Genomic DNA, 14,877 nt, shown 5'->3' with positions numbered 1-14,877 from the left:
ATTAATTAAAAAAATATTCACTTCTCTCTCCACAATAAGATCCATAATTCAGCATCTGGGAATTGTAGTAGTCAATAAAAGAGCCTGCGTGATAATGGTTGCTCATTAAGAATTCCCGAATTTTAAAAAGAGTTTCCCTGTCAATAAAGATGGCACTAATACCAAACTCTAGTTCTTTGAACTTTTCATCTCTTGGACGAATTATGATCATAGGGTTAGTAAATCTATTATTTAACTGTCTTGTTGAAATAAGGATATCGGCTTTTAAAGGATCAAGTGAAGCCTGGACGTACTTAATCATACCAAACACGAAAGAAACATTTGGTGTAGAATCTCTTAGCATAAATTCCCTCCTTTTAGATATTAATGTTATTTTACCCTATTATTTTACAAGAAAGGACATAATTTTTTCGCGATATGTCGTTAAATATGTTTAAAAAAGGAACATTTGTTCTATTATATAGTTAAAGGGGGGAACGTAGATGAGAGACAAACTATTTAATGCATGGAAGCGCCGGCAACTTATAGACATAATCTACATGGATTCCAAAGGTAAAGTGAGTAAACGCAGAATTAAGATTAGGAAGGTAACAGAAGAATCATTTGTAGCTTACTGTTTTATGAGGAAAGCCAAGCGTACTTTTCATATTGATAGTGTTCTCTCGTTTGTCCCTGTAATTCTAAAAGAAAGAGCTGTTATATAATGTTTACCGAAAATGAGATAATTACTTCTATAGAAAACAAAATTCCATTATTGTTAAATCAATACCCATCAATCCGATCTATTGCGCTCTATAAAAGAGAAATTGATTCATATATAGTAGGTTTTGGATACGAGTGTCAGGATTATGAACGGACCTTCCAAATATACCGCAAATTTAAACTAACCAATAAAGGTTATAGATTTGAATCAGATTATATAGTTTCTTATGAGGCAGGAGGAAGCCGAGGATTTTCTCAGGGATCCAGGTCATTTGCGGAAGCATATGAGGTTTTCAAAGACTTTCCATCAGGAACAGCTTACATGTCCAGTAAGACAGGGTTCTTTTTAGAAGAATAAAACCCACTCATTTTAGAGTGAGTTTATACGTCTTGACAATGTTTTGTCTTTTAAAAACTTTTGATTCTTTTCCATATAATCGAGATGGAAGGATCAAGATTAAAAAGACAGATTGTAATTGATGTGGTAAATCCTAATAAATGTTCTATACTATAGAAGAAAGGCGTTCAATTAAAGAGGTTTTACAATAGTATCTATTAAAGTGGAGCACGCTTTGTCCAGATAATAAAGATACGTTTACTTCTAAAAACTCATATCGGAAAACAATATTATGCTCTTCCTCCGGGAGGAGCATATTTTTTTAGGCCTAAAAATAGCAAATGAATTTGTAAATGATTGAAATAATTAGTGGGATTTTCTTTTTTAAGGAGTTACTTTATAAAATAAATGAGTGAACATTAGTAGTGAAAGGGTGAAGGCCTGGATGAAGGTTCTTTTTTTAGTTACGTATATAGTAAGCTTAGCTGGATCCATATTCTGGAACCATATTAATGTTTATACTTGTAAACGTATTATCAGAACCACTGGTCACTGAGAGTGGGCTTACCAGTGGAGGAAATGGTAATCCAGGTCTTTTCCCTGTTGTTTTTTTATATCCGTTTTTAATCTTTTTTATATATGGAACAACAGTAATCCTCAAAAATTGGATATCATATAAGTTTATCACGAAAAATTTGTATTATCTTTCAGTTGTCAGTTTCTTTGGTGTCTTGATTAGTTCAATTAGTGTGTATTACAGAGCATCAAAATTTAGATACTTTATAGTCCATAAAAATTCGTCATTTACTGATGTGTCACAAATTAGCCTGCTAAACACCTTTTCAAATTCAATATTTTTTAATTTTTTCACGTTTCTACTGGTGATCATTCTATCCTTGTTTATAGCAAGTACATGGGTTTTATTAAAAACTAAAAGAGATGAGATTAAAATTAATTAAGGAGAACATAATGGAATAGTTAAAGCCCTTTACCTAAATTGGTAAAAGGAGAAATACGGTAAATAAGGGGAGTTAATAGGGGTATTCTCTAAGGTGGAGCCACACGATAATAAGATAAGAATTAAGCCTGTCGTCATCGCGCCAGGCTTTTTTATGCCGTTTTCTGGACAAAAGACATAAATAACCTTCAATAAATTGTCATATAGGGGGTTAAAGAACAATAATTTCATGCAAAATGCTGATAATATAATGTTTTTTTCCTCAAATCTAATTTAAATGCTATGATGATAGAAGGGATAGACTGCGGACGTAGTGTAATCTGAATGCGAAATTTTCAGAGATAAATTTGAAAAACACCGTATACTCGGTATAGAATATGATGGGGAAACGTGAATACTTATGATACAATGTAAAAAAAGAACATATGTTTGTATAGTTTGGAAGGGGAATGTTTGTGGTTAAAAAAGCAGCATTTGAGTACAATGATGACGCAATTCAGGTATTGGAGGGACTCGAAGCAGTCAGAAAGCGTCCGGGTATGTATATCGGCTCAACTGACTCACGCGGCTTACATCACTTAGTTTATGAAATTGTAGATAATTCTGTAGATGAAGCACTTGGCGGCTTTGGTGATTCCATAAAAATTATTCTTCATGAAGATGACAGTGTCTCAGTCAGAGATTTCGGGAGAGGGATGCCAACAGGTATTCACCGCTCAGGAAAACCGACGCCTGAGGTCATTTTTACAATACTTCATGCAGGCGGTAAATTTGGCCAGGGAGGCTATAAAACAAGCGGAGGTTTGCACGGTGTTGGTGCTTCTGTCGTAAATGCCCTTTCGGAATGGCTGACTGTAACGATTCACCGTGATGGATTTATCCATGAAATGAGATTTGAAAATGGAGGCAAGCCGGCAACCTCTTTGGATAAGATAGGAAAAACAAAACACACCGGAACCTTAATTCACTTTAAGCCTGACCCGACAATTTTTAGTGTTACTCATTTCAATTATGAAACCTTAAGTGAAAGACTTCGTGAAAGTGCTTTTTTATTAAAAGGCTTTAAAATCGAGCTTGTGGATGAACGCCATGATAAAAAAGACATTTTTCAATTTGAAACAGGCATCGAAGCCTTCGTTTCATATCTCAACGAAGAAAAGGATGTCCTGCATCCTGTTGTCTCTTTTGAAGGAGAACATGATGGAATTCAGGTGGATTTTGCTTTCCAATTTAACGATGGATACTCTGAAACGATCTTATCCTTCGTAAATAACGTACGGACAAAAGACGGCGGAACACATGAAGCGGGTGCGAAAACAGCTGTAACACGTGTATTTAATGAATACGCCAAAAAAGTGAACCTTTTAAAAGAAAAGGATAAGAACCTTGATGGAGCCGATATAAGAGAAGGCTTTGCGAGTATCATTTCTATCAGAGTCCCGGAAGAAATTCTTCAATTTGAAGGTCAGACAAAAGGAAAGCTTGGGACTACAGAAGCAAGATCTGCTGTTGATAATGTAGTTGCCACTCAACTTCTGTACTTTTTAGAGGAAAATCCGGAAACCAGCACCTCCCTTATTAAAAAGGCAATCCGTGCGCAGCAGGCGCGCGAAGCAGCACGGCGTGCACGTGAGGACGCACGTAATGGGAAAAAGCGAAAAAAATCAGATACAATCCTTTCAGGTAAACTGACGCCAGCTCAATCAAAAAATGCTGCACGAAATGAACTCTACCTTGTGGAGGGAGATTCTGCTGGAGGCTCTGCCAAGCAGGGACGCGACAGGAAATTTCAGGCCGTATTGCCGCTGCGCGGTAAAGTTATTAATACTGAAAAGGCAAAGCTTGCAGATATTTTTAAAAATGAAGAAATTAACACGATTATTCACGCGATCGGCGCTGGTGTCGGGGCGGACTTTGAAACAGACGATGTCCAGTACGATAAGATTGTTATTATGACAGATGCCGATACTGACGGTGCTCATATTCAGGTTTTACTGCTCACATTTTTCTATCGCTATATGAAGCCGATGATTGAAGCAGGACGTGTTTATATTGCACTTCCTCCACTTTATAAAATAAGTAAAGGAAGCGGAAAAAAAGAAGTCATCGAATATGTGTGGACGGATGATGAGCTTCCTGATGCGATTAAAAAAGTAGGTAAAGGATATATGCTGCAGCGTTACAAAGGGTTAGGAGAAATGAATGCTTCACAGCTATGGGAAACAACGATGAATCCTGAGACAAGGACTTTGATTCGTGTGAAAATCGATGATGGCGCCCGCGCTGAACGGCGTGTGACTACTTTGATGGGCGACAAGGTTGAGCCCCGCCGAAAATGGATCGAAGCAAATGTGGCATTTGGCCTTGAAGACGCTCAAAACATCTTAGATAACGAGCAGATCATGGTTTCTGAGGAGGACTAAAAGGGATGACAGCTACAGAACGATTTCAGGACCTCCCGCTAGAAGAGGTATTAGGAGATAGATTCGGAAGATACAGTAAATATATTATTCAGGAACGTGCACTACCTGATGTGCGGGACGGATTAAAGCCGGTTCAGCGAAGAATTCTCTACGCTATGCATTTTGAAGGGAATACACACGAAAAAGGATTTAGGAAGTCTGCGAAGACAGTCGGTAATGTAATCGGTAATTATCACCCGCACGGTGATTCGTCTGTGTACGAGGCAATGGTCAGAATGAGCCAAAACTGGAAGGTTCGGAATATGCTTGTTGAAATGCACGGTAACAACGGCAGTGTGGATGGTGATCCGGCTGCAGCCATGCGTTATACTGAAGCACGGCTGTCCCCTATAGCAGGAGAGCTGTTAAAGGATATTGAAAAAGAAACAGTTGAGCATATTTCCAATTTTGATGATACCTCTGTAGAGCCGACTGTGCTGCCTGCAAGGTACCCAAATCTCCTGGTTAACGGATCAACCGGAATTTCTGCCGGCTACGCGACAGAAATTCCGCCGCACCATCTCGGAGAAGTAATTGACGCAACAATCATGCGCATTGATAATCCGGCTTGTACGATTGAAGATCTTATGACCGTTATTAAAGGGCCTGATTTTCCTACAGGCGGAACAATTCAGGGGATTCAGGGGATCAAAAATGCTTATGAAAAAGGTAAAGGGAAAATTGTTATCCGGGGAAAAGTGGATATTGAAGATGTCCGAGGCGGTAAGCAGCAGCTTGTTATAACTGAAATTCCGTATGAAGTTAATAAAGCAAACTTAGTAAAGAAAATGGATGAATACCGTGCAGAGAAAAAAGTGGAAGGGATTGCAGAAGTCCGCGACGAGACGGACCGGACCGGTCTACGCATCGTTGTCGAATTGAAAAAAGAAGCGGATGCAAGCGGCGTTTTGAACTTCCTTTTTAAAAATACTGATCTGCAAGTTCACTATAATTTTAATATGGTAGCTATAAATAAAAAAAGACCGATGCTTATGGGACTTGCGGGTCTGCTTGATGCTTACATTGATCACCAGAAGGAAATTGTGGAAAAAAGAACGAAGTACGATCTAGAACGTGCGGAGAAACGCCAGCATATTGTCGAAGGTCTAATTAAGATGCTTTCAATATTGGATGAGGTTATAGCAGAAATCAGGGGCTCCAAGGATAAAAGAGATGCTAAGGTAAATCTGCAGGAGCGTTTTTCGTTTACTGAGCCTCAGGCAGAAGCCATTGTTTCTTTGCAGCTGTACCGTTTAACTAATACGGATATTACCGCCCTCCAAAAAGAGTCGGAAGAGCTTGATAAGCTGATTACTGAGCTTCAGGCGATATTAGCGAGTGAGAAAAAGCTTACAGCTGTTATTAAGAAGGAACTAAAAAGCATCCAGAAAAAATATGCAGATAACCGACGTTCAATCATCGAAGACCAGATAGAAGAAATAAAAATTAATATGGAAGTATTAATTGCCAGTGAAGACGTCATTGTCACGGTGACAAAGGAAGGGTACGTGAAACGTACTTCCCAGCGTTCTTATGCCGCTTCAAATGGGCTCGATTTTGCTATGAAGGAATCAGACAGACTTCTTGCGAAAATTGACGCCAATACTACAGATGCTCTGCTTTTATTCACGAATAAAGGAAACTATATATATGCACCGGTTCACCAATTGCCTGATATCAGGTGGAAGGATTTAGGGCAGCATGTAGCAAGCATGGTTTCATTAGACAAGGACGAGCAGCTGATCAAGGCAATGCATGTTGATGAATTCAAAGAAAATCAATACTTAATTTTCATCACGAAAAATGGTATGGTGAAAAAATCTGAGTTTTCTCTGTATAACGCCTCGCGTTTCCTTAGACCACTCGTTGCATTAAATGTAAAAAAAGAAGACGAGCTCGTTGAAGTCCTTTTAACAGAAGGTAAAAGTGACTTGCTTTTATCTACAGCTGGCGGGTATGGGCTCCGCTTTAACCAAGAGGATGTCAGCTTAGTCGGACAAAGAGCGGCTGGAGTTAAAGGAATCAACCTGAAAGAGAATGATACCGTTGTAAGCGCCCTTGAAGTAAAAGAGGACGATCAGGTGTTTATGGTTACGCAAAGAGGAGCAGTTAAAAAAATGGCTGTCAGCGAATTTGATCTCAGCTCAAGAGCAAAAAGAGGGCTGATTATGCTTAGAGAACTGAAGAAAAATCCTCATCGTGTAGTTAATGTGTTTGTCTTATCAACTGAGTACAATCAAGTTATTGTTGAAAGTGTAAAAGGAATCAGGACCCATATAAATCCTGCTACTTACCGGATAAATGACCGTTATTCTAACGGATCCTTTGTTATAGACGAAACAGAAACAGGTAAAATTAACAGCGCATGGCAGGAGTTTGGGGCACCAAACGTTTAATATGCAAATATTAGGGAATGGGAGAAGGTAAGTTTCTTCTTCCATTTTTTTTATTAATAGGAGTGATTGAATTGGAGTTAGGTTATTTATTATTTGTAGATCAGGTAGATAGAATTGCTACTGCTTTAAACGGCTTTTTATGGGACTACATACTGATTATTGTTCTTATTGGCTGCGGGTTGTATTTTACAATTCGAAGCGGGTTTGTTCAATTCACCCGAATGGGAGAAATGTTCAAGCTACTTACTGAAAAATCGACTATTTCCTCTGGGGACAGAAGGGGAATATCTCCCTTTAAAGCGTTCACTATTTCAACTGCTTCCCGCATCGGGACCGGAAACCTGGCCGGTGTGGCGACAGCGATTTCTCTCGGGGGTCCAGGAGCTATCTTCTGGATGTGGGTTATTGCATTAGTAGGTGCTGCTTCCGGCTTTGTTGAATCAACTCTTGCCCAGGTTTATAAGATAAAAGACAAAGACGGCTTCCGCGGCGGTCCGGCTTATTACATGGAAAAAGGATTAAACGCCCGGTGGATGGGAATTATTTTTGCAATCATTATATCCATTACTTTTGGTCTGGTCTTTAATTCCGTTCAATCAAACACGATTTCGTTTGCTCTTGAAGGGTCCTTTGGCTGGGATCGTACGGTTGTTGGAATCGTGCTGGTAATTTTAACAGGAATTATTATTTTTGGCGGGGTTAACAGAGTAGCAGCTGTTACAAGTACTGTCGTTCCAGTGATGGCTGTACTTTATATCCTCCTTGCACTTTTTATATTAATTACAAATTTAAGTGTAGTACCAGAAATGTTTGGGATTATTTTCAGCAATGCATTTGGATTTACCGAAGTGGTTTCAGGCGGTATTGGTGCTGCAATTATGAATGGGATTAAAAGAGGATTATTCTCAAATGAAGCCGGTATGGGTAGTGCACCAAATGCAGCAGCTACTGCAGCAGTTACACACCCTGCTAAACAGGGGCTATTACAGGCACTTGGTGTCTTTGTAGATACGTTAATCATCTGTACAGCTACCGCTCTTATGATTATTATGTCAGGAGAATATTTAAACGGAAGCGACGGAATTCAGCTGACGCAGGATGCAATTGCTGTTCATGTAGGAGGCTGGGCCTCTGTTTTTATCAGTATTGCGATCTTCCTGTTTGCGTTCAGTTCAATTGTAGGTAACTATTATTATGGTCAAACAAATATTGAATTTATTAAAGAAAATAAGCTATACCTAAACATTTACAGAATTATTGTGATGGGAATGGTGTATTTTGGGGCAGTTCAGTCATTCGATGTTGTTTGGAACCTTGCGGACGTATCGATGGCAACGATGGCTCTGATTAACTTAATTGCGATCAGTCTTCTTTCCCCGCTTGCCTTTAAAGTGCTGAAGGATTATCAGCGCCAGCGTAATCAAGGAATAGATCCGGTATTTTACAAAAATAGTATTCCCGGATTAAAGAATGCTGACTGCTGGGACGATGGTCCGGAAGAAAAGTAATGGGATCAGCATTGATTTGAATACAGAAAGGACCTCACAAATTAGGCATGCCTAACTTGTGAGGTCCTTTTTTCTAGTTCATTAACGCTTTTATTTAGCCTTTAACGTAATGGCTACTACACCCATTTTCTTTTCCTGTTTGGGGGAATAAATTTTATACGTTCTTTCCATCATTTGATCGATTGTGCGGTCAGCTGCATCCATAAGACTGGCAGGAATCTCTTCATATAATTCCCGAAAAGTCGCATACTTTTTTATGCCTGTGACGACTCTTGTTAACGAAGTTTTTTGTTCGGGTACTTTGATAAAATAAATGGTATCCCCGATCTTAATCTTTCTTCTTTTTTCATCGAATAGTCTTACTTCCACCTTTTTTCTGCCATTCTTCATTGAATCAAACGGTTCCTCAAACAACCCCATAACATGTTCCATTTTCTCTCCTTTTACCCTAAGAGAAAGCTGTAATTAACCAGGGAAGGTGCTGGCTTCGGCCCTAGAGCTGCTCCTTCAAAGTCTTCTACTTCATCAGGGGCAGTATCTTCCTCCTGCAAACTGTCTTCTGGAGTGCTTTCTTCATCAGGAACGACAGCTTCATTCCCTGCTTCCACATCGGGCTCATCCATCGTCATTCCTGACTCATTCATAAGCTCCTCAAGGAAAGGAGACATTCCCGGGTTTGGAGGGATGTCCCCTTCAGTTGCCTGAATTCCGGGAGTCACCTGATCAAAAAACGAATTTGCCATTGATAGATAGCCCAGCTGATTCGGGTGGACATCTGTCGGGTTTGGAACATATTGAAGACCATTCTCGTCAAACTGTTCAGCTACATCAATGAATGTTATGTCTCTGTTTTCGGCTTCATTTTGAATGATTTCATTTACAAGTGACAGCATTTTTCTCACACCCTGCTGCTGCGTTTCAAGAACGTTTGGATAAGGGAAGTAGTATCCGACTGCATAAATTTCGGCGGTAGGATTAATCATTTGAATTTCATCCAACAGCTCTCCATATTGGATTCTCATCTGATTTAAGATGAAATTAGCGGTCATCTGGTTGAATTGAACGGTTCTTCCACCTGGATCCTGCTGAACAAGGCCAAGAACATTATTCGCACCCGCTGAAAGGGTTATTAATGTAGCCTGTTCAATGCCATTGCGCACTTCTTTTTCATCAAGCAGGTCCAGGATATTATCTGCTGCAAATCCCGGAACAGCAAAATCCTTTGAAAATGCTGCTAATAATCCCTGCTCTGAAAGCTTAGCAGCGATAATATCCGTGTACCCTGCATCTAATTCGTTATATGGTGTGGCGCCTGCTGCAATTGAATCACCGAGTGCCATGTATACCTGAGGGGTGGTTATTTCAGCCTTTACTGAGTTTGCGCTGGATAGTGGGAGCGACAGGAAACAAATAGCCAGTCCTATTTTACCTGCTTTTTGTAAGCTTTTACTCATATTTTTTCAAGCCCTTTCTATAATGGAAGAAAACATAACCATTGATTTTTATCCCGTCTTTTATTAGGGTTTACATTAGTTGTGTTTTTACGTACTGCTTCGCCTTTTCTTATATGCTTCAATTGTATCAAGTTCTTCATTAATAAGGTACTCCATTTCCTGGAGGTGCTTTTTTGCCACCACAGGGTCACGTTCGTTCCATTGAACTTGTCTGACAAAATAAAAGGTGCGGATTTTAGAAAGGACTACTGTTGAAGCAGGGAAAAGGTCAAAATAAGCTCTGATTCTACCTCTGCCAGCGTATGTCCATCTGATTAGTTTCATTTTCATCACCAGTTAAACTATAGCACGAACATCTGTACGCTGTCTTTTTTTAATCGGTAATCAGAGGATAAAAAAGAAAAAATTACATGCACGAAAATTGGTGGTTTTTTTATTCAGGGCTGAAGCAGTCAGAAGACATGTTAAAATTTTCAGTTACATAATGCTTTAAATGGCTGAATTCATAGTTAATCGAAAGGAAAGGTAATGAATGTATATTTTTGTTTATGGCACCCTCAGGAAATATGGAACGCATCATGCACTGCTTGAAAAAGAAGAACTAAAGGCGTCCCAGGCATGGACGCTCGGAACTATTTATGACTCAGGCAAAGGATACCCGTACTTTATAAATGAAGGAAAAAAACGGGTCTACGGGGAATTATATGATGTTTCAGAAAACACACACGATAAAATTAGAAATATGCTTTCTTTGCGGAAGGAGAAGTTTTCTGAAGCTGCCCTCTCTGTGTATACTGATCATCTTGGCAGCGTTACAGCAGCTGCCTTTGTTCAGACAAAAGAAATTACAGATGGCTTATCTCCTTTAACCTATGGGGACTGGATCGTTCACCTGGAGCTTGATCGGGAGGAGCATTATTATTTTGCTTATGGCTCCTGTATGGATAACGCACGATTTAAACTGGCGCAGGTCGATCATCTATTTGCTGACCGGATCGGAGGAGGAGTCGTTGACCGCTTAGAAATGAATTATTCACTATCTGTCGAAGATGGAGGAAGAGCCAATCTTATAGAAACAGGTAACAGCGGTGAAGGAGTTGTGTACCGAGTAGGTAAAGAGGCGGTTGATTATCTCTTTTTACGTGAGGGAGTAGAGATTGGACATTATCGTCCGGCATTTGTTGATTTGAAGGTTAAAGATAAAGTGTATGAGAAATGTATGACCTTTATCGTAAATGATCCCGTTGAGGAAAGTGCACCGCCCCTTCATTACGCAACAGAGATTATTAGGGGATCCTACGGGGTTGTATCTGACAGCTACCATGAAAAAATGATTAAGGATCTTAAAGAAAAATTTAATTTAACTCTTTCTGAGGACGGCTAAGCCGTCTTCTTTTTTATGTCTTTAGATGAAAAAGCCTTACATGGCGGTATTTAGAAAATATATGCAAGATCAAATTTCCTCATATATCACACTCACAAGTCCTATAACCGTAAAATATCGCATTTTAAGAAATTAAACCCCTGTGTTAACGCTTTCACTTTAAATAACACTCTCTAACTCACTACCTCCCCATTTACCCTTGATGAAATAACTACAAATGGTACGATATTTAGCGTGATAAAAATTGAGCGAACAAAAGACCGAACACATTTGCAAAGGGAGATGGTGTAACAATGTCAACGAATCTAAGAGTAGCATTTATCGGAGCAGGTAATATGGCTGAGGCAATGGTTTCAGGAATTGTCCAGACAGGAATGCTTGAGCCGCATCAAATTACTGTGACAAATAAAAGTAATGAAGATCGACTGCTGGAGCTTCACAATTTATATGGAGTTCAGGGAATTAGACGTGACAAGGTTCAACTGTCTTCCTACGATTTTATTTTTCTCGCGATGAAGCCAAAAGATGCTGAGGCTTCATTACGTTCGATCAAGGATGAGATTAATAAAGACCAGGTAGTCATGAGCGTTCTTGCGGGTATTTCAACTGATTTTATGCAGGAGCATTTAAATGAAGGCCAGCAGGTCGTCCGCGTCATGCCGAATACATCAAGCATGCTGCGTGAATCTGCTACAGCTCTTGCACCGGGAGAACAGGTCACGATGAAAAATATAAAGCTTGCTAAAAGCCTATTAGCCTGCATCGGTGAGGTTTATCTGATCGAGGAAGATCAAATGGATTTATTTACAGGAATTGCAGGCAGCGGTCCAGCTTACTTCTATTATTTAATGGAGCATATTGAAAAAACAGCTTTCGACCATGGCATGGATGTATCGCAAGCGAGAGAAATCGGGGCACAAACGATTCTCGGCGCTGCCAAAATGATTATCGAGCGGGAAGAAACGCCAGCGGAGCTTCGTCATAATGTAACTTCTCCAAATGGAACAACTGCTGCAGGGCTTGAAGCACTGGCAGATAACGGCGGAGGAGAAGCCATAAAAGCTGCGATCGAAGGAGCAATGAACCGTTCGAAAGAAATATCAGAAGAACTTCAGCGCACACCTGTTGCATATTAAAACAGCACTTATAAAAAATTTATTTACTGTAAAAAGAGATTTGATTAATGAAAGCTAATCTATAACTAGGAGTGATAGTATGACATCGGATAATCAAAAAAGAATCGTCATTAAAATTGGAAGCAGTTCTTTAACTAGCCTATCAGGAGATATCAGCAGAAGAAAAATTCAAAGTTTAACCGACCAGGTGGCTGAGCTGAAAGATCAGGGACATGAAGTTGTTCTTGTATCCTCAGGAGCGGTTGCTGCAGGTTACCGGACATTGGGCTTTGTAAACAGACCAAGTTCATTGCCGGAAAAACAGGCAGCAGCAGCTGTAGGCCAGGGGCGTTTAATTGAAACGTATTCTGAGCTGTTTTCTTCTCACGGATATGCTGCTTCCCAAATTTTAATTACAAGAAGCGATTTTTCCGATGAAACAAGATACAACAACGTCAGAAATACGATAAATGTTCTTCTTGAAAGAGGAATTGTACCAATTGTAAATGAAAATGATACCGTGACTACTGACCGTCTCCGTTTTGGGGACAACGATACTTTGTCTGCAAAGGTAGCAGGCCTGGTTGCGTCAGATCAGCTTATTATTCTTTCTGATATAGATGGATTGTACAATGCAGATCCAAGAAAAGATCCATCTGCTTCATTGTTAAAAGAAGTTTCAGAAATTACACCTGAGATTGAAGATATGGCTGGTGAACCCGGCTCTTCTGTCGGTACTGGCGGAATGAGATCAAAAATAGATGCGTTCAAAATCTCTATGGCATCAGGAATTCCTTCATTTCTTGGAAAAGCAGGTGTACCGCAAATTCTGGTGGATGCTGTTAATGAGGAAGCAAGAGGGACATATTTTGATGTAAAAGAGCCTGAACTAAATCTTGATCATTACAGACAGTGGATCGCGTTTAACTCAGGTCCTGAAGGGGAAATTTTAATTCAGGACGATGCAAAAGAAACCATTATTAATGAAAAAGGAAATCTGCTTCCAAGCCAGATTTATCAAATTAACGGCTATTTCAAAAAAGGGTCCGTTGTACGAATCATGGACTTGAACAATGAAAAATTAGGGCTAGGCGTTGTAAATTATTCCTCTAAAGATCTTGAAGAATTCCAAATGAAACAGGAAACAAACCAGGAGGATGCCAAGGCTGCTATGTTAAATGAATCGTTTGTGTGTGAGCTGGAGGTAGCAATTCCAATCGGAGTATAAAGCTCAAGTCAATTGAAGAAACAAGCTTAAAAACCTTTCTAGGAGTGAGATGATGTCAACTACTATTGAACCTGTAAATGTTAAAGCACAAGCTCAATTAGCTCAAAAAGCGTCCAAGGAGCTTGGACTGCTCTCAACCGAAGAAAAAAATGACGCACTCTATACTATTGCTTCTGCTCTTGAGGAGAATACAAACTCCATTCTTGAAGCAAACGGAAAAGATCTTGAAAACGGCCGCGAAAAGGGCTTTGATGATGCCTATATGGACCGTCTTTCGCTTGATGAAAAGCGTGTAAAAGAATTTGCTGAAGGACTGCGTCAGGTAGCGAAATTAGATGATCCTTCAGGAGAAATTGTGTCCGAGTGGACGCTTGTAAACGGACTTGAAGTTCAAACAATCAGGGTTCCATTAGGTGTTATCGGCATGATTTATGAAGCGCGGCCAAATGTAACGGCCGATGCTACGGGTCTTGCGTTGAAATCAGGAAATGCCATCGTGTTAAAAGGCGGTTCGACTGCTATTCATTCAAACCGTGCAATTGTCGGTGTAATGAAGGAAGCTTTGGCTTCAACTAAAATTTCACCCGATGCAGTGCAATTTATTGACAGCACAGACCGCGCTGCAACAGAACAGCTTTTCACCATGAAAGAGCATATTGATGTGCTTATTCCGCGCGGCGGAGGAAAGCTTATTCAAGCCGTTGTTAACAATGCCACGGTGCCGGTGCTTGAGACAGGTGTTGGAAACTGCCATATTTATATCGATAAGGATGCAGATCCAGAGAAAGCAATTAATATCTTTTTAAATGCTAAAACTGACCGCCCTGCAGTGTGTAACGCTGCTGAGACACTGATCGTGCATGAGGAATTTTTAAATCAGCATGAGGACAAGCTCGTTACAGCTCTGAAGCAGGCGAAGATTGGCATCTACGGGGATGAAAAAGCAGTAGATAGAATTCCTGGGGCGTTTCCTGCACAGGAAGAACACTGGGCTAATGAGTTTTTAAGTCTAGATACAGCCTTTAAGATTGTCGATCATATTGATCAGGCGATTGACCATATTGACACTTACGGAACAAAGCATTCTGAAGCAATTGTGACTGAAAACAGCGAAGCAGCAAAGCGTTTTAAAGGTCTTGTGGATGCTGCAGCTATTTATCATAATGCTTCTACACGCTTTACTGATGGCAGCGCATTGGGCTTTGGTGCTGAAATTGGCATCTCAACTCAAAAGCTGCATGCCAGAGGACCAATGGGTCTGCCTGCACTTACAACGATTAAATATGTAATGAACGGCAATGGACAGATTCGATAAAAAAAAGACAGCTGCAGT

12 protein-coding genes are annotated in these 14,877 nt (G+C 40.0%); 8 read left to right on the top strand and 4 right to left on the bottom strand.

All coding sequences use genetic code 11. The features are described from left to right. Position 1 precedes the first annotated feature (1 nt). Positions 2-343 carry a hypothetical protein gene (locus tag C4B60_RS00515; protein ID WP_104055647.1) on the bottom strand — a complete coding sequence of 114 codons (342 nt, stop codon included), beginning with the start codon at positions 341-343 and terminating at the stop codon, positions 2-4. 360 nt (positions 344-703) lie between these two features. On the opposite strand from C4B60_RS00515, the gene C4B60_RS00505 reads away from it, so the two are divergent. The 4 genes from C4B60_RS00505 to C4B60_RS00485 all read left to right on the top strand — a co-directional run bounded on the left by C4B60_RS00505 (position 704) and on the right by C4B60_RS00485 (position 8,363). Beyond that, positions 704-1,060, top strand: coding sequence for a hypothetical protein (locus C4B60_RS00505; protein ID WP_104055644.1), 357 nt, complete (start codon positions 704-706; stop codon positions 1,058-1,060). Positions 1,061-2,446: 1,386 nt separating this feature from the next. After that, entirely contained in the window at positions 2,447-4,420 is a 1,974-nt protein-coding gene (gene parE / locus C4B60_RS00495; protein ID WP_425331136.1) for a DNA topoisomerase IV subunit B, read from the top strand. A gap of 5 nt (positions 4,421-4,425) precedes the next feature. Then, positions 4,426-6,855 carry a DNA topoisomerase IV subunit A gene (gene parC / locus C4B60_RS00490; protein WP_104055638.1) on the top strand — a complete coding sequence of 810 codons (2,430 nt, stop codon included), beginning with the start codon at positions 4,426-4,428 and terminating at the stop codon, positions 6,853-6,855. 71 nt (positions 6,856-6,926) lie between these two features. Beyond that, the gene (locus C4B60_RS00485; RefSeq protein ID WP_245153836.1) at positions 6,927-8,363 is read left to right on the top strand and encodes an alanine/glycine:cation symporter family protein; all 1,437 of its coding nucleotides are present in this window, start codon (positions 6,927-6,929) and stop codon (positions 8,361-8,363) included. Between the two features lie 90 nt (positions 8,364-8,453). Here the strand turns inward: C4B60_RS00485 and C4B60_RS00480 are convergent, their stop codons facing one another. The 3 genes from C4B60_RS00480 to C4B60_RS00470 form a co-directional block, all read right to left on the bottom strand. Next, the gene (locus C4B60_RS00480) at positions 8,454-8,795 is read right to left on the bottom strand and encodes an ASCH domain-containing protein (RefSeq protein ID WP_104055634.1); all 342 of its coding nucleotides are present in this window, start codon (positions 8,793-8,795) and stop codon (positions 8,454-8,456) included. Between the two features lie 11 nt (positions 8,796-8,806). Beyond that, the gene (locus tag C4B60_RS00475; RefSeq protein WP_104055632.1) at positions 8,807-9,817 is read right to left on the bottom strand and encodes a GDSL-type esterase/lipase family protein; all 1,011 of its coding nucleotides are present in this window, start codon (positions 9,815-9,817) and stop codon (positions 8,807-8,809) included. 87 nt (positions 9,818-9,904) lie between these two features. Then, on the bottom strand, positions 9,905-10,141 hold the full coding sequence (locus C4B60_RS00470) for a hypothetical protein (protein ID WP_104055630.1): 237 nt from the start codon (positions 10,139-10,141) through the stop codon (positions 9,905-9,907). Positions 10,142-10,349: 208 nt separating this feature from the next. On the opposite strand from C4B60_RS00470, the gene C4B60_RS00465 reads away from it, so the two are divergent. The 4 genes from C4B60_RS00465 (at position 10,350) to C4B60_RS00450 (ending at position 14,859) form a co-directional block, all read left to right on the top strand. Continuing rightward, positions 10,350-11,201: a gamma-glutamylcyclotransferase family protein gene (locus tag C4B60_RS00465; RefSeq protein ID WP_104055629.1), complete on the top strand. Its 852-nt coding sequence runs from the start codon at positions 10,350-10,352 to the stop codon at positions 11,199-11,201. Positions 11,202-11,494: 293 nt separating this feature from the next. Beyond that, positions 11,495-12,337, top strand: a complete 843-nt coding sequence (proC, locus tag C4B60_RS00460; RefSeq protein ID WP_104055627.1) for a pyrroline-5-carboxylate reductase — start codon at positions 11,495-11,497, stop codon at positions 12,335-12,337. A 79-nt stretch (positions 12,338-12,416) separates the two neighbouring features. Then, positions 12,417-13,544: a glutamate 5-kinase gene (gene proB, locus C4B60_RS00455; protein WP_104055625.1), complete on the top strand. Its 1,128-nt coding sequence runs from the start codon at positions 12,417-12,419 to the stop codon at positions 13,542-13,544. 52 nt (positions 13,545-13,596) lie between these two features. Continuing rightward, the gene (locus C4B60_RS00450) at positions 13,597-14,859 is read left to right on the top strand and encodes a glutamate-5-semialdehyde dehydrogenase (RefSeq protein WP_104055624.1); all 1,263 of its coding nucleotides are present in this window, start codon (positions 13,597-13,599) and stop codon (positions 14,857-14,859) included. The last annotated feature ends 18 nt before the right edge of the window (positions 14,860-14,877 follow it).

It is taken from the genome of Jeotgalibacillus proteolyticus (assembly GCF_002926065.1).
GTDB classification, from domain to species: domain Bacteria; phylum Bacillota; class Bacilli; order Bacillales; family Jeotgalibacillaceae; genus Jeotgalibacillus; species Jeotgalibacillus proteolyticus.
Note: the sequence above shows the minus strand (reverse complement) of the source record. Positions and strands in the feature narration are given on the sequence as shown.